General features: G+C 70.3%; 20 protein-coding genes. 14 read left to right on the top strand and 6 right to left on the bottom strand.

Features of this window, described 5'->3' with window-relative positions; translation table 11 throughout:
• Positions 1 to 202 precede the first annotated feature (202 nt).
• Positions 203 to 1,909, bottom strand: a complete 1,707-nt coding sequence (locus ABD798_RS31655; RefSeq protein ID WP_344883081.1) for an arabinofuranosyltransferase AftB family protein — start codon at positions 1,907 to 1,909, stop codon at positions 203 to 205.
• A 133-nt stretch (positions 1,910 to 2,042) separates the two neighbouring features.
• Here ABD798_RS31655 and ABD798_RS31650 point away from each other — a divergent pair, with 133 nt between their 5' ends.
• On the top strand, positions 2,043 to 5,756 hold the full coding sequence (locus ABD798_RS31650) for an nSTAND1 domain-containing NTPase (protein ID WP_344883078.1): 3,714 nt from the start codon (positions 2,043 to 2,045) through the stop codon (positions 5,754 to 5,756).
• On the opposite strand, the gene ABD798_RS31645 is transcribed toward ABD798_RS31650, so the two are convergent.
• Complete coding sequence (locus tag ABD798_RS31645) at positions 5,753 to 6,667, bottom strand: SGNH/GDSL hydrolase family protein (RefSeq protein WP_344883075.1); 915 nt, start codon at positions 6,665 to 6,667, stop codon at positions 5,753 to 5,755. The two genes, ABD798_RS31650 and ABD798_RS31645, sit on opposite strands and share 4 nt — an antisense overlap.
• Positions 6,668 to 7,045: 378 nt before the next feature.
• On the opposite strand from ABD798_RS31645, the gene ctaD reads away from it, so the two are divergent.
• The 3 genes from ctaD to ABD798_RS31630 all read left to right on the top strand — a co-directional run bounded on the left by ctaD (position 7,046) and on the right by ABD798_RS31630 (position 11,149).
• Entirely contained in the window at positions 7,046 to 8,809 is a 1,764-nt protein-coding gene (gene ctaD / locus ABD798_RS31640; protein WP_086818781.1) for an aa3-type cytochrome oxidase subunit I, read from the top strand.
• A gap of 156 nt (positions 8,810 to 8,965) precedes the next feature.
• Entirely contained in the window at positions 8,966 to 10,168 is a 1,203-nt protein-coding gene (gene serB / locus ABD798_RS31635; protein ID WP_344883706.1) for a phosphoserine phosphatase SerB, read from the top strand.
• Positions 10,169 to 10,357: 189 nt separating this feature from the next.
• The gene (locus ABD798_RS31630; RefSeq protein ID WP_344883066.1) at positions 10,358 to 11,149 is read left to right on the top strand and encodes a peptidyl-tRNA hydrolase; all 792 of its coding nucleotides are present in this window, start codon (positions 10,358 to 10,360) and stop codon (positions 11,147 to 11,149) included.
• 524 nt (positions 11,150 to 11,673) lie between these two features.
• On the opposite strand, the gene ABD798_RS31625 is transcribed toward ABD798_RS31630, so the two are convergent.
• Entirely contained in the window at positions 11,674 to 13,734 is a 2,061-nt protein-coding gene (locus tag ABD798_RS31625; protein WP_486303719.1) for an ATP-dependent DNA helicase, read from the bottom strand.
• 1 nt (position 13,735) lies between these two features.
• The gene (locus ABD798_RS31620; protein WP_344883064.1) at positions 13,736 to 14,506 is read right to left on the bottom strand and encodes a nucleotidyltransferase domain-containing protein; all 771 of its coding nucleotides are present in this window, start codon (positions 14,504 to 14,506) and stop codon (positions 13,736 to 13,738) included.
• A gap of 205 nt (positions 14,507 to 14,711) precedes the next feature.
• On the opposite strand from ABD798_RS31620, the gene ABD798_RS31615 reads away from it, so the two are divergent.
• Positions 14,712 to 15,371, top strand: coding sequence for a hypothetical protein (locus ABD798_RS31615; RefSeq protein ID WP_344883061.1), 660 nt, complete (start codon positions 14,712 to 14,714; stop codon positions 15,369 to 15,371).
• A gap of 55 nt (positions 15,372 to 15,426) precedes the next feature.
• Here ABD798_RS31615 and ABD798_RS31610 read toward each other — a convergent pair whose 3' ends face one another.
• Both ABD798_RS31610 and ABD798_RS31605 read right to left on the bottom strand, forming a co-directional pair.
• Positions 15,427 to 15,996, bottom strand: coding sequence for a nicotinamidase (locus ABD798_RS31610; protein ID WP_344883058.1), 570 nt, complete (start codon positions 15,994 to 15,996; stop codon positions 15,427 to 15,429).
• Positions 15,997 to 16,006: 10 nt separating this feature from the next.
• Positions 16,007 to 17,293, bottom strand: coding sequence for a nicotinate phosphoribosyltransferase (locus ABD798_RS31605; RefSeq protein ID WP_344883055.1), 1,287 nt, complete (start codon positions 17,291 to 17,293; stop codon positions 16,007 to 16,009).
• A 105-nt stretch (positions 17,294 to 17,398) separates the two neighbouring features.
• Between ABD798_RS31605 and clpS the strand changes: the two genes are divergently transcribed.
• The 9 genes from clpS (at position 17,399) to ABD798_RS31560 (ending at position 23,439) form a co-directional block, all read left to right on the top strand.
• The gene (gene clpS, locus ABD798_RS31600) at positions 17,399 to 17,698 is read left to right on the top strand and encodes an ATP-dependent Clp protease adapter ClpS (RefSeq protein ID WP_344883052.1); all 300 of its coding nucleotides are present in this window, start codon (positions 17,399 to 17,401) and stop codon (positions 17,696 to 17,698) included.
• The gene (locus ABD798_RS31595; protein ID WP_344883049.1) at positions 17,695 to 18,285 is read left to right on the top strand and encodes a DUF2017 domain-containing protein; all 591 of its coding nucleotides are present in this window, start codon (positions 17,695 to 17,697) and stop codon (positions 18,283 to 18,285) included. The genes clpS and ABD798_RS31595 overlap by 4 nt, the downstream gene beginning before the upstream one ends.
• Positions 18,278 to 19,336, top strand: coding sequence for a P1 family peptidase (locus ABD798_RS31590; RefSeq protein ID WP_344883046.1), 1,059 nt, complete (start codon positions 18,278 to 18,280; stop codon positions 19,334 to 19,336). Before ABD798_RS31595 ends, ABD798_RS31590 begins: the two co-directional genes overlap by 8 nt.
• A gap of 95 nt (positions 19,337 to 19,431) precedes the next feature.
• Positions 19,432 to 20,529, top strand: coding sequence for a HesA/MoeB/ThiF family protein (locus ABD798_RS31585; protein WP_344883043.1), 1,098 nt, complete (start codon positions 19,432 to 19,434; stop codon positions 20,527 to 20,529).
• Between the two features lie 39 nt (positions 20,530 to 20,568).
• Entirely contained in the window at positions 20,569 to 20,826 is a 258-nt protein-coding gene (locus ABD798_RS31580; RefSeq protein WP_344883040.1) for an ATP-dependent Clp protease adaptor ClpS, read from the top strand.
• The gene (locus tag ABD798_RS31575) at positions 20,819 to 21,535 is read left to right on the top strand and encodes a DUF2017 family protein (protein WP_344883037.1); all 717 of its coding nucleotides are present in this window, start codon (positions 20,819 to 20,821) and stop codon (positions 21,533 to 21,535) included. Before ABD798_RS31580 ends, ABD798_RS31575 begins: the two co-directional genes overlap by 8 nt.
• Before the next feature lie 111 nt (positions 21,536 to 21,646).
• Positions 21,647 to 22,123, top strand: coding sequence for a M67 family metallopeptidase (locus tag ABD798_RS31570; RefSeq protein WP_344883034.1), 477 nt, complete (start codon positions 21,647 to 21,649; stop codon positions 22,121 to 22,123).
• 82 nt (positions 22,124 to 22,205) lie between these two features.
• Positions 22,206 to 22,484 (top strand): MoaD family protein, encoded by a 279-nt coding sequence (locus ABD798_RS31565; protein ID WP_086818769.1) that lies wholly within the window; start codon positions 22,206 to 22,208, stop codon positions 22,482 to 22,484.
• A gap of 4 nt (positions 22,485 to 22,488) precedes the next feature.
• A complete protein-coding gene (locus ABD798_RS31560; RefSeq protein ID WP_344883028.1) occupies positions 22,489 to 23,439 on the top strand; it encodes a PLP-dependent cysteine synthase family protein in 951 nt (316 codons plus the stop codon).
• Positions 23,440 to 23,453 lie beyond the last annotated feature (14 nt).

Genomic DNA, 23,453 nt, shown 5'->3' with positions numbered 1-23,453 from the left:
CGTAGTCGTTTCGTTATATGCGGTGGCGACGCCGAAGGTTGCTTTTGGATTTCCGATATTGTCGAACGGGGTAACTGTCACGTATTTCACTCCATGCCGTGCCGCTACCCCGTTCGGGGCGCCCCTCATTTATAGAGCGAAGCCCGTTGTGCGTGTTCACCGGGGTGCGGCACGGCGTCCCAAAAGCCGGGAATTGCGGGCCTCAGCCGCAGAACCGCCGCTCCGCCTCGACCGGATTCTCCGGTATGCGCAAGGAGGTCCTGCCGAACGCGCCGAGGAAGTTGTCCACGAATCGGCTCCACGTGAGCGGTGCCCTGACCGACTCCTGGAGCTCGGCGAGCGCGCCGCAGGACAGCGCCCTGCGCGCTGCGGCGGTCTCCTCGGTCGGCACGCCGTAGTCGGCGAGCACCCACGCGTTCGGCAGCTTCTTCTCGTGGCCGACCCGGCCGCGCGGCTGCGGTTCGAGGTGCGCCGCCAACGGGTAGGACAGGCCGATCTGGTCGATCACGGTCTCGCTCAGCGGCGTGATCGTCCCGGCCGCCCCGAGCGTCGACCAGACGGTGCCGACGCGCTCGGTCCGCTCCGGCGCCAGGGGGTGGTACTCGCCGCTGAAGCCGATGAAGACCAGCTCGTGCCGCGCCTCGCGCACCTGGTCGGCGAGGTCGCTGAAGCGGTCCAGGTACGACTGCTTGCTGACGGGGTTCCACGTGCCGAGGCTGTTGGCGTAGAACGCGCGCTCGTCGGCGATGCCCGCTTCGCCGATCTGCGGGGAGTACGACGGCCGTGGGTTGAGCACGCAGAACGCGGTCGTCGCGGCCAGGACCAGGCACAACGCGCTCAGGGTCGCTTTTCGCGGCCGGGGGAGGCAGAAGAACGGGAGCATGACCAGCAGCAGTCCGGGCAGGAGCATGCGGCCGTGCATGAAGTCGCCACCGACCTTGATCACGTAGGTCGTGGACAGCGCTCCCGCGACGACGGGCGCGAACACCAGAATGCGATCCGCCCTGGTCAGGCGCATGCGCAAGCCGAGCAAGAGCACCACGGCGGCCGGGACCCACAGCCAGTAGGTGACGAAAAGGTCGGCCAGGTAGCCCAGCCCGCGCTCCCAGTAGGAGGTCGACGCCTCCTTGCTGATCGCGGGAAGCGGCACGAGCACGCCGTAGTAGCCCATCCGGAAGACCTGGTAGGCCACCGGCAGCGCGCCCGCCGCCGCGACCAGCCGCAGCGTCGCGCCCAGGCGAGGCCGGTGCAGCAGCCACAGCGAGACCAGGAACACGATCGAGACCAAGGCCAGGTCAGGCCGTACCAGCGGGCCGAGCCCGAGCACCAGCGCGAGCCAGTGCAGACCGCAGTCGGTGTCCCGCGAGCGCACCAGCAGCCACCAACTGCCCGCGATCCACGCGAACGCGAACCCGGTTTCCAGGCCCGAGGTCGCGAAGTCCCACATCGGAGGCGTCATTAGGACGACGACGACCCCGGCGGGCACGGTGACCGAGCCGTGCAGCCGCTGCGCGCCCGTGACGCCGAAAGCGATCGCGGCGGCCGTGCACGCCAGGCCGAGGTAGACGGCCGCGAGCGACACGTTCGGCACGATCAGCCCGGCGAGCACGAGCAGCCACTGCCAGAGCGTGCCGGTCGAGCTCTCGGCGCGTTCGCCGACGTTGAAGACCGGGCCGTTGCCCGCCAGGATCTGCTCGACCGCGCGGACGTAGATCAGACCGTCGTCGGCGATCCAGCGCTGCGCGAACCCGGCGACCGCGATGACCGCCACTGCGGCGATCACGATCGCGCGGTTCCACCGCCGGATGCGCGCCGGTGTCTCACGCGGGTTTCCGGTGATGGCCTCAGTGCCGAGCGTGCCACCTACCGCACTCCCGACCGCGCCGTCGTGCGCGGAAGAAATGGTCACGAATTCTCCCCAAGTTTTTCTGCCCGGATCGGGCTCCTTTCCGGTGTATGCCGCGCCGTGTTGTCCGGCTCGGCGCAGGTAGGGTGGACAAACAACGGCGGACAACATCCGTCCCGGTCAGGAGGGTGTGCGAGTGCCCCGACCCGAGCGCCCGCTGGACGCCGACGACAGCGCCGTGGCCCGCTTCGCCGCCGCACTCCGTGAATTGCGGGAAAGCGCGGGAAGTCCTGGATATCGCCAGCTCGCGAAACGCGCTCACTACTCGGTCACGACGTTGTCCGACGCCGCGGGAGGACGGAAGCTGCCCAGTCTCGCGGTGGCGCTGGCCTACGCCGAGGCGTGCGGCGGTGACCGCGCGGAGTGGGAGCGGCGGTGGCGCGAAGCCGACCGCGAGCTGCTCGGCGACGCTGACCGGCTCGCGGAAGACGGTCAGGACTCGCCGTACCGGGGCCTAGCCGCGTTCCGCGAACAAGACGCGGAGTTGTTCTTCGGCCGCGAAGAACTCGTCGCGGACCTGGTGGACCGCCTCGCCCGGGACCGGTTCCTCGTGGTGGCCGGAGCTTCGGGAGCCGGGAAGTCCTCGCTGCTGCGCGCGGGCGTCGCGCACCGGGTCGCTGTCGACGGCCTTGCCGGACAACCGGACTGGCGCGCCGTCGTGTTCGCGCCGGGAGCCACGCCGCTCGCCAGGTGGGTCGAGCGGTTGGCCAACGCGCTCGGTGACGTGCCTGGTGACGTCGACGCGCGCGCCGCGCTGACCGAGGACCCGACCGCGCTACCGCGTCTCGCCGAGCTGGCGGGTGTCTCGTTGCTCGTGGTCGTCGACCAGTTCGAGGAGGTCTTCGGCGCCGAGGTCGCGAAAGAGGAGCGAGAGGTCTTCCTCGCCGCCGTCCTGGCGGCTCGCGGGACCAAGCGGCTGCGGATGGTGCTCAGCGTGCGCGCCGACTTCCTCGGACACTGCGCGCGCCACCCCGGCTTGGTGGACGCGATGCGTGACCGGCACGTGCTGGTCGGCGCGATGACCGTCGCGGAGCTGCGCAGCGCGATCACCGAGCCCGCCGCAGGAACGGGCTGCACCGTGGAGGCGGCACTGCTGGCCACCCTGGTCGCCGAAGCCGCCAACGAGCGCGGCGGACTGCCACTGGTCTCGCACGCGCTCCTGGAGACTTGGCGCCGTCGGCGAGGGCGCGTGCTCACGCTCAGCGGCTACGAGGCCGCCGGTGGAATCCACGACGCGGTCGTGCGCACGGCGGAGGCGGTGTACGCGCGGCTCAGCGAAGAGGAGGCGGTCGCGGCCCGCGCGCTGTTCCTGCGCCTGGTCGACGCGAGCGAGGGGATGCTGCGCAGGCGGGCCACGAGCGCGGAGCTGGACCGCGAGAACGCGGTCAACGCGGGCGTGCTCGACGCCTTCGCCGATGCGCGGCTGCTCACGGCGGACGAGGACGCCGTCGAGATCGCGCACGAGGCGCTGATCAGCTCGTGGCCCCGGTTGACCGACTGGATCGCCGAGGACCGCGAGGGGCACCGCGTGCACCAGCGCCTCGCCGTCGCGGCGGCCGACTGGGACGAACTCGGCCGCGACGCCAGCGCTCTCTACCGGGGCACCAGGCTGGCCGTCGCGCGCGAGTGGGCGGAAGGGGACAAGGTCGTCCTCGCCGCGCGGGAGAAGGACTTCCTCGACGCTGCCGACGCCGCTGAACAGGCCGAACAGGGCTTGCGCGCTCGCACGACGCGGCAGCTCCGACAGCTCGTCGCGGGCCTCGCCGCCGCGCTGGTCGTCGCGGTCGTCGCGGGGCTGATCGTGCTCAAGCAGCGCCAGGACGCCATCGACATGCAGCAGCTCGCGCTGTCCCGTCAGCTCGCCGCGCAGGCCAGGGAGGACGCGTCGCGCGATCCGCACACGGCCATGCGCCGCGCGCTCGACGCGTTCGCGGCATCGAGGACCGAGGAGGCCCGCAGCGCCGTCCTCAGCCTCGCGGCACACCAGGCCAACCACGGCTTGATCACCAGGGAACCGACCTCCAAGGCGCTCGTCGCGGTCAGTCCGGACGGATCGCTGGTCGCCACGAACACCTCCGTCGGCGTGCGGCTGTGGGACACACGGACATTGGCGGAGCGGGCAGAACTGCGGATGAAGGACGTCGGGTACGGCCTGTCCGCGCTCGCCTTCAGCCCTGACGGCACGCGTGTGTCGGCGGTCAACCACCTCGGCGGAGCGGTCACCTGGGAGCTGGCGAGCGGGGCCACGGTCTCGGAAACGGCCGATCTGGGGGTGGGGATGGGCCCAGACCTCATCAGCCCCGGTGGCGACTTCATGGTCATCAGGAACCGTGGGGGCGGGTTCTCGGTCTGGCGCCCCGGTGGCGGCCAGGCGCTCTACCAGCTGCTGCCCGGCACCGACTGGTACGACTCGGTCGACGTGGCCTTCGCCGCCGACGGCCGAACCCTGTTCACCGCGGACGAGAGCGGGCTCGCCGCGCGATGGGACGCGGCGACCGGCACCAAGCTCGCCGAGTTCCAGCACGGCCAGGGTGCCCTGGGTGCGATCGCGATCGCCGAGGACGGCCGCACCGTCGCGCTCGGCACGCGGGCGGGGCGGCTGCTGCTCTGGGACACGGGCAGCGGTCGGACCACGGTCAGCGACGAGCCGTTGCCAGGCCCGATCAGCAAGATCGCCTTCATGCCCGGCGGAGCCGCGCTCGTCGCCGCCAGCGGTGTCGCGACGGCTCTCCTGCGCACCGAGGACCTGCACGTGCTCACCCACCTCCGGGTGCCGCCGGACCAGCTGGCGGGGCAGATCGCCGTGGGTAAGCCGGGCACGATCGCGATGGCCGGTGGGGACAGCATCGTGCTCTTCCACACGGAGTGGCTGCCCATGCTGGGGCAGGACGAGCTCGGTGAGGAGTCCCTCGCTTTCCGCCCCGACGGCGCCGTGACCTCCGCCGGGCCCCGTCAGGTGTTCACCTGGGACCCAGCGCGCCCGACCGAGCCGCGCCGCGTCCCACTGGCCGCATCGCCCGTGTCGGACCGGATGCGACAGCTGGCCGAGGACTACTTGCCCGGGCCCGCGCGACCGCTGCTCAGCATGAACCTCCGGCTGGTCGTGGCGCGATCGGACAACGAGATCACCCTGTACGACTCGGAGAACGGGAAGGTGCTCGGCTCGCTGCCGGTCACCGCGTCCGTGCAGCGTTTCGGGGACATGCGCGTCAGCGCTGACGGCAGCAGGCTCGCCGTGGGCCACGACGGCTCCGTCACCGTGTGGGACCTGCGCGAACGACGAGCCGTGGCCACCATCCCCGACGTCACCGCCGAGTTCGCGCTCAACGCGGACGGCACGCGGCTGGCCAGGCGCGGCAGCGACGGGATCGTCGTCTGGAACGTCGACGGCACGCCCAAGCCGACCCGTCTGCCGAGCCCGGGCAGCCCCTATTCAGGACAGATCGTGTTCAGCCCGGACGGCGCGGTGCTCGCCCGCCCCGAGTTCAACGTCGTGACCCTGTGGGACGCCGAGACAGGTGCGCAGAAGGGCCGCATCGAGACCGGCGCGAGCGTGATCACCGCCGTGGAGTTCTCCCCGGACGGCCAGCTGCTCGCGCTCGGGCACGGCAAGGGCGAGATCACGGTGTGGTCCAGGGCGAACGGCCGTCTCGTCACGAGGCTGACGGGCGGGCACAGCCGCAACATCCACGCGCTCGCCTGGAAACGAGACGGCAGCGCGCTCGCCTCCACCAGCTGGGACCGCGACGTCATCGTGTGGGAGACGCGGCCGGAGGAGGCGGTGCGCACGCTGTGCCGCATGCTCGGCGAGTCCGGCAGGGGCGAGCTGCCGGAGAGCTGCGAGAGCTAGTCCCTGCCCACGACCGCGGCGTGCACGAGGTCCGCCACCGCGGTCATCCCGGCGGCGTTGGGGTGCGCGGGCGCGGTGGGTGAGCTGGGGATGACGCCCTCCATCCACCTGACCTCGGGAGCCTGGCAGGCGTCGCGGCCCTCGCTGGCCTTGTAGGCGTCGACGAACGGGATCCCGTTCGCGGCGGCCTGCGCGGCGAGCGCCCTGTTCAGCTTCTGCTGGAGCCCGTCCAGGTACTCCACGTCACCGAAGGCGATCGGCACGGTCGGGAAGCAGCCGATGGACTTCGGCACCAGGCGGGGGTAGCCGACGAAGACCACCTTCGCCCTGGGCGCGCGGCGCTTCAGCTCCACCAGCACGTCGTTGACCTTCGGCGCGGCGGCCTCGATGCGCTTGCCGATCTGCTCGACGCCGTCGACGGTGTGCTTCTTCTTGCACGGGGTGCCGAGCGGGTCGCCGAAGCTGGCCAGCGCGCAGTCGATCGCCAACTGCATGAAGCCGATGTTGATGCCGCCGGTGGTGATCGTGACCAGGTCCGTTTCCGGGGTGAGCCGGTCGAACTGCGGCGGGTTGTCGATGTTCCACGACGGCTCGTCCTGCGCCGTGGTCATGTGGTGGGTGAACGCGCCGATGCAGCTGGCGTCGGCGAGGTCCCGCACCCCGAGCTTGGCGGCCAGCACCGTCGGGTAGTTGCCGGTGGTGCGCAGGCAGCCGCGCGACTCCGGCCGCGGCTGCGGGATGTAGGGCCCGGAGACGAAGGAGTCCCCGAGCGAGACGTAGCGCGTGAACTGCCCTGTCCTGGCGGGCTCCGGCTCGACCGGCTTCGCGGTGGCGACCGTTGTGCCCGCGGCCAGCGCGGCGATCACGAGCGGCAGGACGAGCAGGCGGCGGAGCGCGGCGGGGAGTGCCATCGGGAGCCCTCAGGGGAAGGAAGCGGCGGCTGGGATGGCTCCGGATGTTGATCTAACGCGGCCGAACGGGTCAATCGCCGATAGGAGTCTTGATAGCGCGGATCGCCGAGCGGAGCACGGCCGTTCGGAGCAACGCGACCGGCGCGGCCCGACCGCCACCGTGCGCGTCGCGCGGTGGCCGAGGAGCTGTCCGCCCGCCCGTCGGAGGCGGGTCGTTGTGACCTGGCCTACGCCCCCGGTCGCGGGAGAGTCGTGGGAGCGGCCCAGACGAGCCGCCGTCAGGCGCGCGGTCTACGATCCTCTCGGATGTCCGGGCAGGCTACGTATGCCGGACGTCGACGGCCCAGATAGGCGCCGCAGTACAGCTCAGGAGGCATCGTGACGGCCGTAGCCCCCCAGCCGATCGCCACGCGTCCTTACCCGACGCGTGACTCGGTCAAGGGTTCGTTCCTGCTGCGGATGTTCAGCACGACGGATCACAAGCAAATCGGGATCATGTACATCGTCACGGCGATGGCGTTCTTCCTGGTCGGCGGCGTCATGGCGATGCTGATGCGGACCGAGCTCGCCGTCCCGGGGATGCAGGTCCTCTCGCAGGAGCAGTACAACCAGCTGTTCACCATGCACGGCACGGTGATGCTGCTGCTGTACGCGACGCCGATCGTCTTCGGCTTCGCGAACTTCATCATGCCGCTGCAGATCGGCTCGCCCGACGTGGCGTTCCCGCGCCTCAACGCCTTCTCGTACTGGCTCTACCTCTTCGGTGGCCTCATCGTGATGGCGGGCTTCATCACCCCGGGCGGGGCCGCGGACTTCGGCTGGTTCGCCTACACGCCGCTCTCGGACGCGATCCACTCCCCGGGCGTCGGCGCGGACCTGTGGATCTCCGGCCTGGTCGTCGGTGGTCTCGGCACCATCCTCGGCGCGGTCAACATGATCACCACGGTGATCTGCCTGCGCGCGCCCGGCATGACGATGTACCGGATGCCGATCTTCACCTGGAACATCCTGATCACCAGCCTCCTGGTGCTCATCGCGTTCCCGATCCTGACCGCCGCGCTGCTCGGCCTGCTCGCCGACCGCCACCTCGGCGCGCACGTGTTCGACCCGGCCAACGGCGGCGTGATCCTCTGGCAGCACCTGTTCTGGTTCTTCGGCCACCCCGAGGTCTACATCGTGGCGCTGCCGTTCTTCGGCATCGTCTCCGAGATCTTCCCGGTGTTCAGCCGCAAGCCGATCTTCGGCTACAAGGGCCTCGTCTGGGCGACGCTGGGCATCGCGGCCCTGTCCGTGGCGGTGTGGGCGCACCACATGTACGCCACCGGCGCCGTGCTGCTGCCGTTCTTCGCCTTCATGACCTTCCTCATCGCGGTCCCGACCGGCGTGAAGTTCTTCAACTGGATCGGCACGATGTGGAAGGGGCAGCTCACCTTCGAGACGCCCATGCTCTTCAGCATCGGCTTCATCGTGACGTTCCTCTTCGGCGGCCTCTCCGGCGTCCTGCTGGCGGCCCCGGCGATCGACTTCCACGTCTCGGACAGCTACTTCGTGGTGGCGCACTTCCACTACGTGCTCTACGGCACCATCGCCTTCGCCACCTTCGCGGGCATCTACTTCTGGTTCCCGAAGATGACCGGCCGGATGATGGACGAGCCGCTGGGCAAGCTGCACTTCTGGACCACGTTCATCGGCTTCCACCTGACGTTCCTGGTGCAGCACTGGCTGGGCAACGAGGGCATGCCGCGCCGGTACGCGGACTACATCCCCACCGACGGCTTCACCACGCTGAACATGATCTCCACCATCGGCGCCTACATCCTCGGCGCGTCGATGCTGCCGTTCCTGTGGAACGCCTTCAAGAGCTACCGCTACGGCGAGGTCGTGACGGTGGACGATCCGTGGGGCTACGGCAACTCGCTGGAGTGGGCGACCTCCTGCCCGCCGCCTCGGCACAACTTCACCGAGCTGCCGCGCATCCGCTCCGAGCGCCCCGCGTTCGAGCTGCACTACCCGCACATGGTCGAACGCTTCCGCGCGGAGGCGCACATCGGCGGCAAGCACGGCAAGGCGGCCCCCTCCGAGGTGGCGGCGGCAGCGGTGCAGCCGGATGATGAGACCAAAGGCGATCCCAAAGCCAAGTAGCTAGGCAGTACCAGCAGCTGTGCTCGACGACGAGCCCCTGGGCAGTGATGCCCGGGGGCTCGTTCGCTTTTTCCCGGCAGTGCACGACCCCGCGACGCACAACCCCGCGATGAGGAGCCAGACACCGTGACCGGCCCGAACGCCACTCCCGTGCTGATGACCGTTACCGGCCCGGACAAGCCGGGTGTCACCTCCGTCCTGTTCGCCGCCCTGACCAGGCACGGCGTCGAGGTGCTCGACGTCGAGCAGGTGGTGATCCGCGGCAGGCTGGTGCTCGGCGTGCTGGTCTCCACCGACCACGACCCCGAGGGCCTGCACGAGATGGTCGAGCAGGCCATGGCCACCGTCGGGATGCAGGTCGACGTCGAGGTCGGCGCCTCGGTGTCCAGTGCGCAGCTCGGCTCCACCCACCACCTGGTCGTCATGGGCCGCCCGGTCACCGCGCGGGCGTTCACCGAGGTCTCGCGCAAGCTCGCCGCGCTGGAGACCAACATCGACTCCATCCGCCGCGTCGCCGACTACCCGGTCACCGGGCTGGAGCTGTCGGTGACCACCGCGGACCAGACCCCCCGGGGCGACGCGGAGCTGCGCGCCGCCATGGTGGAGCTGTCCTCGCGCATCGGCGTGGACATCGCCGTCGAGCAGTCTGGGCTCACCCGCAGGGCCAAGCGCCTGGTCGTCTTCGACGTGGACTCCACGCTCATCCAGGGCGAGGTGATCGAGATGCTGGCCGCGAAGGCGGGCCACGAGGACGAGGTCCGCGAGATCACCGAGGCCGCCATGCGCGGGGAACTGGACTTCGGCCAGTCGCTGGAGCGCCGCGTCGCGCTGCTGAAGGGCCTGCCGGAGAAGGCGCTCGACGAGGTCGCCGACGCGCTGGAGCTGACCCCGGGTGCGCGGACCACCGTGCGCACGCTCAAGCGGCTCGGCTTCCGCTGCGGTGTCGTCTCCGGCGGCTTCACCCAGGTCGTGCTCCGCCTCGGCGAGGACCTCGACCTCGACTTCTGCGCCGCCAACGACCTCGAGGTGGTCGACGGCGTGCTCACCGGTCGCGTCGTCGGCGAGGTCGTCGACCGCGCGGGCAAGGCCGAGGCGCTGCGCCGCTTCGCCGGGGAGTACGACATCCCGCTCGCGCAGTGCGTGGCGGTCGGCGACGGCGCCAACGACATCGACATGCTCTCCACGGCCGGTCTCGGCGTGGCCTTCAACGCCAAGCCCGCGCTGCGCGAGGTCGCTGACACCGCGCTGTCGCTGCCCTTCCTGGACGCCGTGCTGTTCGTGCTCGGCGTCACCCGCGCCGAGGTGGAGGCCGCGGACGCGGCGGACGGCCTGCCCGCCGACCGCATCGAGATCGGGTGATCGACGGGGGTTCGTGCGTCTTCAAGACCACCGAACCCCACTGTCGATCATCGTTAACCGCCCCGAACCCTGCGCCCTCGCGATGGTTTGCCGTCGTTGAAGATCACTGGGGTGCGGGTTCGCGGGTCTTGAAGACCGGCGAATCCGATGTCTTGCAGGGCAGCCCGCGGCTGGTGGTTGACTAGCGGAGTGCTGGCCACCGCCTCGATCCTCGACCCGCTCGCCGACCGCTACGTCTCGTGGCTGCGCCGGTCGGCAGCGTCCACTGTGGACACTTCCGACGAGGTGCCCGAGCTGGTGCGCGCCATGCCGATGGTGCTCCGGATCGAGAAGGCCGACCCGCCGTCGCGTGCCGCGGTGCTCGCGGCGGCGGCATCGTCGGCGATCGCCGTCTGCCTGGACCCGCTCGCCGCGCCGGGGCAGCCGTGGCACGACGAGGTGCACGCGTGGATGTGCGGCCGCATCCACAAGGTCTCCCGGCGCGCTCGCGGAGCGCACTGGACCGCCGTTCAGGACCTGCCCGGCGTGACCGTGTCGCATTCCGGCGCCGAGGTGCGGTCGCTGTTGCCCGGCCTCGTCGTGGAGACCCCGCGCGTGGTGGGCCGCCTCCAGATCTCCGGCAGCGAACTCCCGGAGGACGAGCAGCTCTCCGCTCCGCCCGCGACCGCCCCGGTGCTGTGGCTCAACCCCGGTGTGGCCATGACCGTGGGCAAGGCGGCAGCGCAGGTCGGCCACGCCACCATGCTGCTCGCCGCCCTGTTGCACGCCGACGGCCGCGACGCTGACCTCGCCGACTGGGCCGCCGCAGGATTCCCCTGCGCGGTCCGAAAAGCCGCCCCGTCCCGCTGGCACGACCTGCACCCCGGCGACGACCCTGCCCTGGCGTGGAAGTCCAAGCGCGTGGTCGCCGTCCGCGACGCGGGCTTCACCGAGGTCGACCCCGGCACCATCACCGTCATCACCCAGTGGCCCAACGTCTGACGGTCTTCAAGACCAGCAAACCCCCGCTTTCACGGTCGCTAACCGCAGCAAACCCACGCCACTCCGCCACTACCGCCACCGCGTCCACCACCGCCGTGCACGGCACTGCGCTCACCGCCGCCGCGCGCCCACGCTACGGACACCAAGCGTTCGTGGTCGACGCCACGATGCGCACTAGGCGTGCGTGCCATCGGCCACGACGCGCACGCGCCCGTGCGACAGACGCCGACGCCCGCAGATGCACGGGCACCAGCGATCTCGCCGACATACGACTATGCCGACGTACGACTGCGCCGACGCACGGACTGACTGCCTGACGCATTGACTGGCGATCACGCTGATGCGCGACCTGGCCCACGCGCGGACCGTCATCGAAGTCGCGCAGCATCCAGGCTGGCGCGCCGCGACTTCCCCGCCCAAGCGAACATGCGGTGCGCCAAGGGTTTGAGGCGGTTGGCGACTCCGTACGTGGGGGTTTGCTGGTCTTGAAGACTGCGTAACCCCTGGCGCGCGTGAGGCGGGGGTTACGTGTTGATGCGTTCGAGGGCGCTGCGGACCACTGCGGGGTCGGTGGTGGTCCAGAACGGCGGCAGGGACGCGCGGAGGAAGCTGCTGTAGCGAGCGGTCATCAGCCGTGGGTCGAGGACCGCGATCACGCCCTTGTCGTCGTTCGAGCGCAACAACCGGCCCGCGCCCTGCGCGAGCAGCAGTGCCGCGTGCGTCCCCGCCACGGTCATGAAGCCGTTGCCGCCACGCGCCGAAACGGCCTTCTGCCGCGCGGACGCCAGCGGGTCGTCAGGACGCGGGAAAGGGATGCGGTCCATCACGACGAGCTGCAACGACGGCCCGGGCACGTCCACGCCCTGCCACAACGACAGCGTGCCGAACAGACAGGTCTCGATGTCCTCGGCGAACTTCTTCACGAGCTGCCCGGTGGCGTCGTCGCCCTGGCACAGGATCGGTTGGTCGACGCGCTTGCGCAGCTCCTCCGACGCCTGCTTCGCCGCGCGCATCGACGAGAACAACCCGAGCGTGCGCCCGCCCGCCGCCTGCACCAGTTCGGTCAGCTCGCTCAGGTACTCCTCGGGCAGGCCGTCGCGACCGGGCTGAGGAAGGTGGCGCGCGATGTAGAGGATGCCGCTGCGCCCGTGTTCGAACGGCGAGCCGACGTCGATGCCGGTCCACCGAGGCGCACCGGTGTCGGACGGCACCTCCTTCTCGATGGCGGCGCCCTCCGCGCGGGTCGCGGTGGACGACGGCGGCAGCCCCCACTGCCTGCCGAGCGTGTCGAACGAGCCGCCGAGCGCGAGCGTCGCGGAGGTGAGCACCACCGAGCGCGGCCCGAACAGTTTCTCCCGCAGCAGCCCGCCCACCGACAGCGGCGCGACGTGCAGCGACGGCGGCCGGACGCGCTCCCAGTCGGCGGAGAGCCACACGACGTCGCGCCGCTCGGCCTCGGGCGCCTCGAACGCGCCGAGCAGCCGGTAGGCCGTGTCGTGCACTTCGTCGAGCGAGGCGCGCGCGATCTTGCGGTTGGCGGTGCCGTCCTGGTCCTCCTTGCGCTCCGGCCCGAGCGCGGTGATGCACGCGTGCGCGGCGTCGCGGATCGCGGCCAGAGCCCCGGCGAGCGGCTTCGGCAGTGCCTCCAGGCGGCCGGAGGAGACGTCGTCCATGATCAGCGCGAGCCCGTCGGCGGACTCGGCGAGCCGATCGGCCACGTCCTGGTCGATCATCCTGCCGACGCGTCGCGCCGCGGCTCCGACCATGCCCGAGGTCAACTCGTTGGTGGCCACCGAGGTCACGCGGTCCACGAGGTCGTGCGCCTCGTCGATGATCACCACGTCGTGCTCCGGCAGCACCTTGTAGCCCTCAAGGGCGTCGATGGCCAGCAGTGCGTGGTTGGTGACGACGACGTCGGCCTTGCCGGCCTCGCTGCGCGCGCGCTCGGCGAAGCAGTCCACGCCGACCGGGCACTTGCTCACCCCGAGGCACTCCTTGGCGGTGACCGACACCTGCCGCCAGGCCTGGTCGGTCACGCCGGGCACGAGTTCGTCGCGGTCCCCGGTCTCGGTGTCCGAGGACCATTCGTGCAGCCGCTTCACCTGCCGCCCCATGGCCGAGATCGCGAACTGGTCGAAGAGCGCGTTGTCCTCGGGCTCGTCGTCGATCTCCCCGTGGATCTTGTGCATGCAGAGGTAGTTGCGGCGGCCCTTGAGGATCGCGAAACGCGGTTCGCGGCCGAGCAGCGGCTTGAGCGTCTTGGCCAGCCGGGGCAGATCGCGGTCGACCAGCTGGCGCTGCAGCGCGATCGTCGCCGTCGACACCACCACGGTGGTCTCCGCCGCGACGGCGTGCCGCAGTGCGGGCACCAGGTAGGCCAGCGACTTGCCGGTGCCGGTGCCCGCCTGGACGGCGAGGTGCTCGCCGCTGGAGATCGTGTGCGCGACCGCCTCCGCCATGGTCAGCTGGCCTGGCCGCTCGGTACCGCCGACGGCCTCGACGGCGGCGGCGAGCAACGCGCGCACTCCGGGGATCTCGTGCGGTTTCCGCGTCGCGGTCAGGGTGCTGGGGGAGGCAGGGGACACGTCACGAGACGGTACCGCCCACCTCCGACAACTCACGCACCACGCGCTCGCCCAGTGCCACGGCGGCGTTCCCGTGCCGCGCGGTCAGCCTGACGTCCTGTCCCGATCGCGCGGCCAGCACGTCGTTCAGCTCGGCCGCGAGGTCGGGCCAGTGCGCTGCCGCAGCCAGCCCGGCCTGGGACTTGCCGATCACCTCGCCGGTGCGCACGGTGTGCCACAGCCGGGGCGGCCCGAGCGCGATCCACTCGACGCCCTTCGCGTTCGCGTCGGCGTCCGGGGCCAACGGCGCGAGCATCTCCTTCGCCTGGTCCAGCACCGGAGCCCAGTACTCGGTGATGTTCCGCAGGCAGAACCGCTTCGCGGCCTCGACGTCCGCGTGCGGCCTCGGCGCGGGACCGCGCAGCGTCTCGGCGTGACTGGCCAGCTGGAGCCAGGTGATGGGGTTGAGCTGGAAGGAGCGCTCAGTGGTGTTGAGGACGCCGAGGTTCGCCCACGGCCCGTCCGAGACGTCCTCGACGCGCCCGTTCAGCTCGCCCGCGCGCACGTAGAGCGCCTCGACTGCGGTTCCGGGACCGGTGTGCACGGCCGCGAGAGCGGCGGGATCGGCCGGACCGGAGAGCTCGACGACGACGTCGAGGTCGGAGTGGCCCGCGCGGTAGTCCTCCAGCGCCGCCGAGCCGACCACGTGCAGTCCGGCGACGAGTCCGCGCGCCGCTTCGTCCAGTTCGGACAGGAAGCGGAGCGCGACCTCGCGAGCCGCAGTGTCGATCATGTCCGCCCACGGTACCCGGCAGTTGTCGCTCTCCGTCGCAATCGGCGGCACGGCTTACCCGGACGAGCGGATGGTTTTCCCGATCGGGTGGCGGCCCGTGAATCTTGTACAGCGTTAGGCCGTTCGGCCGATGAACCGAGCAGGAACGCGTCCGTCCTGAATGGACGGGCCGTCGCAGTCCCTGGCGCGGAAGAAGGTAGCAACAATGAGCACCAAGTCGGTTTTGCGACGCAGCGCTGTCATCGGCGCCGTGCTGGCCACCACCGTGGCGATGGGCTCGCCCGCCTACGCGGCGGCGGACATCCAGGACGGCGCGGCCAACGTCGGCGACGTCAACGTCACCAGCGGTGAGACCACGACCAGCAGCGGCGAGCTCGCGCTCTGCGACGTCGACCCGGACACCCCCACGCCCGCCAACGGCACGGTGCCCGCGAAGACGTTCGGCACCATCGCCAAGTTCGGCAAGGGCACGACCTCGTGCAAGAAGAACGGCGACGACAACATCGTCAAGATGAGCGGCACGAAGTTCGAGCTGACCGCGCTCAAGCAGTACGGCTACACCACGATCACCCGCGTCTCCACGTACTCCGCGGAGTGCACCTCGACGCCGACCGGCACCAGCGGCAAGTTCTCGCTCGGCGGCGTCAGCGGGCTGGACATCCCCAACCCGATGCCGGCGGGCCACATGATCCCGCTGAAGAACAAGAAGGGTGAGCTGCTCGCCCGCGTGTTCTTCAACGAGGTCACCAAGGACCAGGGCGCCATCCGCCTCAACGTGATGCGCGTGGCGTTCCCGCCCGCCGGGGTCACCCCGCTGCGCGGCAGCATCATCGTCGGCAGCGTGGAGTGCCGCCCCAGCTTCTGAAGCTGACTCGGCTTTCGAGACGGCTGAACTGAGAGGCAACGAACCCCGGTGGGCCCTAGCGGACCACCGGGGTTCCGTCTGTCCTGACGCCCGCGTCACCGAGCACGGTCAGCGCGGAGTCCACAGTGGACTGAGCGACGCCCGCGGTGAGACCGAGCAGCACTGTCACCGCGAAGCCCTCGCGCGCCGCGTCCACCGCCGTCGCGCGTACACAGTGGTCGGTCGCGATGCCCACGACGTCCACGGTGTCCACGTTGCGCTCACGCAGCCAGTCGGCGAGCGTGCGCCCCGTGGCGTCCGCGCCTTCGAAACCGGAGTACGCGGCCGAATAAGCGCCCTTGGAGAAGACGGCTTCCACGCGTGTGATGTCCAGCTCCGGGTGGAAGGACGCGCCCGCGGTGCCCGCGACGCAGTGCACGGGCCACGAGTCCACGTAGTCCGGGCTGTCGCTGAAATGCGCACCGGGGTCCACGTGGTAGTCCCGTGTCGCCACGACGTGGTCGTAGGCGTTGTGCGCCATGTGCTCCGAAATCGCGACCGCGACCGCGGCGCCGCCGTTGACCGCGAGCGAACCGCCCTCGCAGAAGTCGTTCTGCACGTCCACAACGATGAGCGCTCTTGTCATCGAAGCCCCCTTACGCGAAGACCGTCGGAATGACCGGCTCGCCGCCGGAGAGCGCCAAGCCCTCCCACGGCACGCTGACCAGTGCCTGGCGCAGCCGCTGCCTGCCGTCGTCCAGGGTGGGCAGGTCCGGCACCACCTGTCCAGCGCGCACCAGGGGGATCTGCATCTCCCTGTCGTGATCGTGACGTTCCGGCGCGGGCCCGTCCGCGTGGTAGACGACCTCTTCCAGCGCGGTGCCGGTCGCCTTGTAGCGGCGCAGCGCGGCCTTGCGCCCGCCCCTGGACTCCTTGTGGGAGCTGCGTTTCGCGACCGGGCGGCCGTCCACCTCGACCAGCTTGTAGACCATGCCCGCCGTCGGAGCGCCGGAGCCGGTCACCAGCGAGGTGCCCACGCCGTACGCGTCCACCGGCTCGGCGCGCAGCGCGGCGATCGAGTACTCGTCCAGGTCGCCGGAGACCACGATCTTGGTCTCGCGCGCGCCCAGGTCGTCGAGCTGTTCGCGAGCTTGCCTCGCGAGCACGCCGAGGTCGCCGGAGTCGATGCGGACCGCGCCGAGCTTCGGGCCCGCGACGCGGACAGCGCGCTCGATGCCCCTGCTGATGTCGTAGGTGTCCACCAGGAGCGTCGTCCCCACACCGAGCGCGTCGACCTGCGCGCGGAACGCGTCCTCCTCGCTGTCGTGCAACAACGTGAACGCGTGTGCGCACGTGCCACCGGTCGGGATGCCGTAGCGCCGACCAGCCTCCAAATTGGACGTTGAGGTGAACCCGGCGAGGTACGCGCAGCGAGCCGACGCGACCGCTGCCTCCTCGTGCGTGCGCCGCGAGCCCATCTCGATCAGCCTGCGACCGTTGGCGGCAGAGGACATCCGTGCCGCGGCGGAGGCGACGGCGCTGTCGTGGTTGAGGATCGACAGCGCGAGCGTCTCCAGCAGAACACCCTCGCCGAAAGACGCGGTCACCGTCATGACGGGGGAACCGGGGAAGTACAGCTCACCTTCCGGATAACCGACGATGTCGCCGCTGAAGCGGTAGTTCGCCAGCCACTCCAGCGTCGCGCGGTCGACGACCTCGGAGGCTTCGAGCTTCGCCAGCTCCTCGTCGCCGAAGCGGAAGTCCGCCAGCGCGTCAAGGAACCGACCGGTGCCCGCGACCACGCCGTAGCGCCTGCCCGTCGGCAGCCGCCGCGCGAACAACTCGAACACGCACGGCCGGTCCGCCGTGCCATCGCGCAGCGCGCTGGCCAGCATCGTCAGCTCGTAGTGGTCGGTGAGGAAAGCGGTGCTCGGCGCCGTCATGAGCAGGAAGCCTACGACCGCTCTTCACCCGAGAGCGGCGAATGTCATTCAATGCACTGATCGTGCCGTTCGCAGCTGTCGTGGGAGCGTGACACCATGGTTCCCATGTCCACGCTTGTCGCGCAGGAGCGGACACAGGTTGAGTCGACCGAAGACGCTGTCGGGGCCCAGGACAGACCGTGGATGACGGTCGTGTGGAACGACCCGGTCAACCTGATGTCCTACGTCACCCACGTCTTCCAGAAGCTGTTCGGCTTCAGCAGGGACCACGCTGAGAAGCTGATGCTCGACGTGCACAACAAAGGCAGGGCCGTGGTGACCTCGGGCGCCAAGGAGAAGGTCGAGGTCGACGTGGCGAAGCTGCACGCCGCGGGCCTCTGGGCGACGATGCAGCGGGACTCGTGAACAGTTGGCGCCGTGAAGGGGATCGCCTCGTCGCGACCCTCGCGCAGCAAGAAGCCGCGCTCATCCGCGGCATGGTCGACCAGATCAGGGACATGCTCGTCGGCCGGGCCGAGGAGGCCCCGCAGGACGAGCTCGCCGAGCTGACCGGCATCCGCACCGGGCCGTCGCTGCCCCCGGAGAACCCGATCATGGCTCGGCTGTTGCCCGACTTCCACCGCGCCGGGCTCGACGACCCGGACGGCGAGTTGGACGCGGAGCACGCGAACTCGGCCGCCGCACTGCGGTCGCTGCACGAGCCCGCCGTGCTGGAGGCGAAGACCGCCGCGACCACCGTGGTCATGGAGACCTGCCCGGTCGACGGTGGGATCGCGCGGCTGACGGAGACCGAGGCCGAATCCTGGGTCGCGGCGCTCAACGACGTCCGCATCGCGCTCGGCACCGCGCTCGACCTCACCGACGACATGCCCGACGAGCTGGACCCGAGCGACCCTCGCGCCCCGCACTACGGCGTCTACCAGTGGCTCACCTGGGTGCAGGGGAGTCTGGTCAACGAGCTGTTGTTCGACGACGATCCTGCTTATGACTGATTTGCCCGGTGTGCACAACGCGATCACGGACGTTCCTGGGGTTCGCGTGGGGCACTACGAGCGAATCGGTGACGGGTGGGCTACTGGCACCACCGTCGTTCTCGTGGACAAGGGCGCCACGCCCGCCGTTGACACGCGCGGTGGGGCTCCGGGTACGCGTGAGACATCCGCACTGGAGCCGTCCACGCTCGTGCAGCGCGTGCACGGGGTCTGTCTGACCGGCGGCAGTGCTTATGGGCTCGCTGCCGCAGACGGAGTGATGCGGTGGCTCGACGAGCGCGGGATCGGGATGCAGGTCGGTGCGGAGCCGGGGCAGGTCGTGCCCGTGGTGCCCGCCGCTGTGCTGTTCGACCTCCCGTTGTCCGACTGGGGTAACCGTCCGGACGCGGAGTTCGGTTATGCCGCGTGTGCCGCCGCGGCTGACGGTGCCGTTGCGATGGGTTGTGTCGGCGCGGGCACCGGTGCGACCGCTGGTGTGCTTAAAGGCGGCATCGGCACCGCGAGCACTGTTGTGGCTGACGGTTGCACCGTGGGCGTCTTGTTGGCCATGAACGCCCGTGGCGACGCTGTCGACCTGAAGACCGGTTTGCCGTGGTGTGCGTCCTCGGAGGTCGACGGCGAATTCGGTGTCGTAGCGCCGAACGCCGGTGAGATCGAGGCCGCTCGGCAGCAGCTCGGAGTGAAACCCGCGCCGTTGAACACCACCATCGGTGTCGTCGCGACGGACGCCGCGCTGAGCAAGGCGGAGTGCCAGCGGCTGGCGATCGCGGCCCACGACGGGCTCGCCCGAGCGGTCCGGCCCTCACACACGATGTACGACGGCGACACGTTCTTCGTGCTCGCGACGGGGGAACGCGAGCTGCCGATCGACGAGGACCATCCCTATCGCGCCGACGAGAAGCGCCCGCCCCAGCTCGACCTGCTGTGCGCCGCCGCGGCGGACGCGGTCGCCCGCGCGGTCGTGCACGCGGTGCTCACCGCCACCGAGGTCTCCGGGAGACCCGCCTACCGCGACCTCTACCCGTCCGCGTTTCGGGGCGTCCCGAAATAATTTCGAAGTCAATTGTCAAATCCTGCTCAGGTTTTCGCCAACGGAGTATCAGGTCAATTGACGCTCGCTTCCCGGCGCCGCTAGGTTCGCCGCGAATGGGGGTGCTGACCGTGAAGTTCGTCGAGCGCGCGAAGCCGAGGGTGAAACCGGAGCACGCGCCGCACCGGATTTCCGCCGACCGAATCCGGGTCGGTGGTTCCGTGCACGGAATCGCGACCGAGATCGCCGATCCGACCGGCGCCGTGTGGACGCTGCTGGAGAGCCTCGACGGCACCCGGTCCGCGGGGGAGGTCGTCGACCAGGTCGCGCTACGGCACCCGGACAGCACGCGCGAGGACATCCGGGGCGTGCTCGGCCAGCTCATCGGCATGGGCTACATCGAGGACACCAGGCCCGACGAGCCCAAGGAGCTGACCGAGCGCGAGCGGACGCGATACACGCGCGAGGCACGCTTCTACCGTTGGGTCGACCTCGCGCCGAGGCCCAGCAGGTGGGAGGCCCAGCTCAAGCTGCGGGATGCCAGCGTCGCTGTGATCGGACTCGGCGGCAGCGGCGGTGCTCTGGCGTTGTCGCTGGCCGCGAGCGGTGTCGGACATCTGCACTGCGTCGACGGGGGCACTGTCGCGCTCGCTGACCTCAGCCATCAGGTGCTCTTCGCCGAGTCCGACATCGGCCGGGGCAAGGCGGAGGCGGCCGCCGCGAGGCTGCGCGCGGTCAACTCCGACATCAGCGTCACCATCGGCTCCGAGCGCGTCTGCGCGCCGGAGGACCTGACCGCCCTTGCTCGCCGCTTCGACGTGCTGGCGCTGGCGACGGGACGGCCCGGCGGCGTCCGCGAGCGGCTCAACCGCTCCTGCCTGCGCACGCGGACGCCCTGGGTGGACGCCGGATATCACGGCCCGCGCACCGCGGTGGCGGTTCACGTTCCGGGACTCGGTGCTTGCTACGAATGCCTTCGGCCCGCCGACCCCGTTCAAGAGGCTGAAATCGCGAGCAATGCCGCTCATGTCGTTTCCGCCGGTATCGCGGGATTCGCGGCCTCTTACGCGGTCATTTCCCTGATCGCCGGAATAAGTCCGGTTCGCTCCGGTCGGATCGACGGCGTCAACCTCGTCTCACCGGAGCGCGCGCACGTCGTCGAGGCACCGAGGCGGGCCGACTGCGCGGCCTGCGGGGTGAAATCGGGGCGATGACCTGTTCGGATGGCGGAGCCCTCCCGCCATACTGGCCCGATGAACGACGCGAGCTGGCGCGTCCTGGTCTGGGACGACGACGTCAACACCACCCACGTCGTGCAGTACGTGCTGTATCGCGTGTGCGGCATGTCCCTCATCGACGCGGCCCGCACAATGATCATGATCCACCAGCACGGCTACGCCGAGGTCGCCAGGTTCACCGAGCGCGCTGAGGCGGAACGCCTGGTGGCGGGGCTGATGGTGTGCGGGCTGCGCGGCGGCCTCTCCAGGACCGAGGTGGCCACCGTTGGCTGAGAAGGGCCTCGACCCCACGACCGGGTCCGCCGAGAAGGTGCTCGACCCCGCGAACGGGGCTTCCGGCACAGGAGTGGACACCGCGACCGGGTCGCCGGAGACGCTGACCACCGCATCCGAGCGGCAGACCGCCCCCGAGGACGTCCCAGCTCAGACCGCTCGCGAAGGTGACCGGGTCTTGCTCAGGCTCACCCCGACCGCGGCCGCGACCGTGCGGATGGTGCTGCGCCAACTGCTGGACGTGCTGGAGTCGGGGACGGTGCCCGAGGCTGGGCGCGGCCCCTTCGGCAGGCGCGTGCGGCTCTCCCAGACGATCCTCTTACGCCGGATGTTCCCCGCCGTCAGCGCGGACCCGGCGATCTCGGCGGACTTCCGCGCCCGGCAGGAGCCCGGGGTGCGGGCGGAGGTGCTGGTCTCCACGCGCCGGGTGCTCGGCACCTGGACCGGGGTCGCCGAGGTGCGGCTGGACCCCGATGAGTTCGACGACTGGATGACCGCGCTCGGCGCGGCCAGGTTCCTGTTCTCCCCGCGCAAGGGCACCCGCCTCGTGCACCGCACCGTCGGCGGCCACGACGCCGCGGCCACCCTCACGATGCTCCAGGACCTGATGGAAGTGCTTGCGCACGCGGCCTGCCCAGATCTCGCACAGCAGCTGGAGGCCGCCGTGGCGTGGGGGCACGCCGAACCCGTGACGGCCCCTGGGGACTAGGGCCGGAGCGGGTTCTCAGCGAACGGGACCCGCAGCGCGCGCCCGGCGCTGACCAGTGCCTGCCGGGCTCACATTCTGGGACGGTCTTTCTCGTCCCCGTAGGATGGCCGCGTGCTGGTGATCCGACGTGACCTCGTGGACGCGATGGTCGCGCACGCCCGCGAGGACCACCCCGACGAGGCGTGCGGCGTCCTCGCCGGTCCTGAGGGCTCCGACCGGCCCGAGCGGTTCATCCCGATGACCAACGCGGCGCGCTCGCCGACCTTCTACCAGTTCGACTCGATGGAGCAGCTGCGCCTGCACCGCGAACTGGAGGCCAACGACGAGGTGCCGGTGGTCATCTACCACTCGCACACCGCGACCGAGGCCTACCCGTCGCGCACCGACGTGAACATCGCCGCGGAGCCCGGAGCGCACTACGTGCTCGTCTCCACCCGTGACCCGCAGGAGCACGAGTTCCGCTCATACCGCATCGTCGACGGCGCGGTGACCGAGGAGCCGGTGGAGATCGTGGACGCCTACGACGCGTCCATCGAGCGCTTCATGCTCTCCAACACGGGCCCCGACGACGTCCCCGACTGTCGCTGAGACCACCGCGCCCTCGGGGAACATCCCGGCTCGCGCGCGGGTTCAGGTGTTGAAGTCCGTTCGCTGACTGGAGGAATCCACCATGGCCGTCACCGTTTCCGTCCCCACCATCCTGCGCACGCACACCGGTGGCGAGAAGACGGTCGAGGCGTCCGGCGTCACGCTCGCCGAGATCATCGACGACCTGGAGAGCCGCCACGGTGGCCTGAAGACCCGTCTGGTCAAGGACGGTTCGCTGCACCGCTTCATCAACGTCTACGTCAACGACGAGGACGTGCGCTTCGCCGGGGGCCTTGAGGCCGCGGTCAAGGACGGCGACAACGTCACCATCCTCCCGGCCGTCGCCGGCGGCGCGCGCTAAGCGGATGGCCAGGTACGACTCGCTGCTCGACGCGCTCGGGGACACGCCGCTGATCGGGCTGCCGCGACTGTCGCCGAGCGCGGACGTGCGCCTGTGGGCCAAGTTGGAGGACCGCAACCCGACCGGCTCGATCAAGGACCGCCCCGCGCTGGCCATGATCGAGGCGGCGGAGCGGGACGGGCGGCTGCGCCCCGGCTGCACGATCCTGGAGCCCACGTCGGGCAACACCGGCATCGCGCTCGCCATGGCGGCCAAGCTCAAGGGCTACGCGTTGGTCTGCGTGATGCCGGAGAACACCTCGGTGGAGCGGCGGCAGCTGCTGCTGGCCTACGGCGCCAGGATCATCACCTCGCCCGCGGCGGGTGGCTCGAACCAGGCGGTGGCCACGGCGAAGAAGATCTCCGCCGAGAACCCGGACTGGATCATGCTCTACCAGTACGGCAACCCCGCCAACGCGGAGGCGCACTACCGGGGCACCGGGCCGGAGCTGCTGCGCGACCTGCCGACGTTGACCCACTTCGTCGGCGGGCTCGGCACCACGGGCACGCTCGTCGGTGTGGGCCGGTACCTGCGGCAGCACAAGGAGGACGTGCAGATCGTCGCGGCCGAACCCCGCTACGGGGAGCTGGTCTACGGTCTGCGCAACCTCGACGAGGGCTTCGTGCCAGAGCTGTACGACCCCGAGGTGCTGACCGGGCGCTACTCCGTCGGCTCGCTCGACGCGCTCCGCCGCACCCGTCAGTTGCTGGAGCAGGAAGGCATCTTCGCGGGCATCTCCACCGGCGCGGTGCTGCACGCGGCTCTCGCGGTCGCGGAGAAGGCCGTGGGAGCGGGCGAGACCGCCGACATCGCGTTCGTGGTCGCGGACGCGGGGTGGAAGTACCTGTCCACCGGCGCTTACTCCGGCACCCTTGAAGAGGCCGCCGCGCGCATCGATGGACACCTCTGGGCCTAAGCAGCCCGTGAAGC

Origin of the sequence: Allokutzneria multivorans, assembly GCF_039537405.1 — a bacterium.
GTDB lineage: Bacteria > Actinomycetota > Actinomycetes > Mycobacteriales > Pseudonocardiaceae > Allokutzneria > Allokutzneria multivorans.
The sequence above is the reverse complement of the archived record's forward strand: the minus strand, read 5'-3'. Positions and strand labels throughout refer to the sequence as shown.

Excerpts from the sequence above, each read along its gene's own strand:
- ABD798_RS31560 (WP_344883028.1), top strand. The coding sequence starts at position 22,489 with ATGGCCAGGTACGACTCGCTGCTCGACGCGCTCGGGGACACGCCGCTG.
- ABD798_RS31610 (WP_344883058.1), bottom strand. The coding sequence starts at position 15,996 with ATGACAAGAGCGCTCATCGTTGTGGACGTGCAGAACGACTTCTGCGAG.
- ABD798_RS31580 (WP_344883040.1), top strand. The coding sequence starts at position 20,569 with ATGAACGACGCGAGCTGGCGCGTCCTGGTCTGGGACGACGACGTCAAC.
- ABD798_RS31565 (WP_086818769.1), top strand. The coding sequence starts at position 22,206 with ATGGCCGTCACCGTTTCCGTCCCCACCATCCTGCGCACGCACACCGGT.
- clpS (WP_344883052.1), top strand. The coding sequence starts at position 17,399 with ATGTCCACGCTTGTCGCGCAGGAGCGGACACAGGTTGAGTCGACCGAA.
- ABD798_RS31645 (WP_344883075.1), bottom strand. The coding sequence starts at position 6,667 with ATGGCACTCCCCGCCGCGCTCCGCCGCCTGCTCGTCCTGCCGCTCGTG.
- serB (WP_344883706.1), top strand. The coding sequence starts at position 8,966 with ATGACCGTTACCGGCCCGGACAAGCCGGGTGTCACCTCCGTCCTGTTC.
- ABD798_RS31605 (WP_344883055.1), bottom strand. The coding sequence starts at position 17,293 with ATGACGGCGCCGAGCACCGCTTTCCTCACCGACCACTACGAGCTGACG.
- ABD798_RS31620 (WP_344883064.1), bottom strand. The coding sequence starts at position 14,506 with ATGATCGACACTGCGGCTCGCGAGGTCGCGCTCCGCTTCCTGTCCGAA.
- ABD798_RS31615 (WP_344883061.1), top strand. The coding sequence starts at position 14,712 with ATGAGCACCAAGTCGGTTTTGCGACGCAGCGCTGTCATCGGCGCCGTG.
- ABD798_RS31590 (WP_344883046.1), top strand. The coding sequence starts at position 18,278 with ATGACTGATTTGCCCGGTGTGCACAACGCGATCACGGACGTTCCTGGG.
- ABD798_RS31585 (WP_344883043.1), top strand. The coding sequence starts at position 19,432 with ATGGGGGTGCTGACCGTGAAGTTCGTCGAGCGCGCGAAGCCGAGGGTG.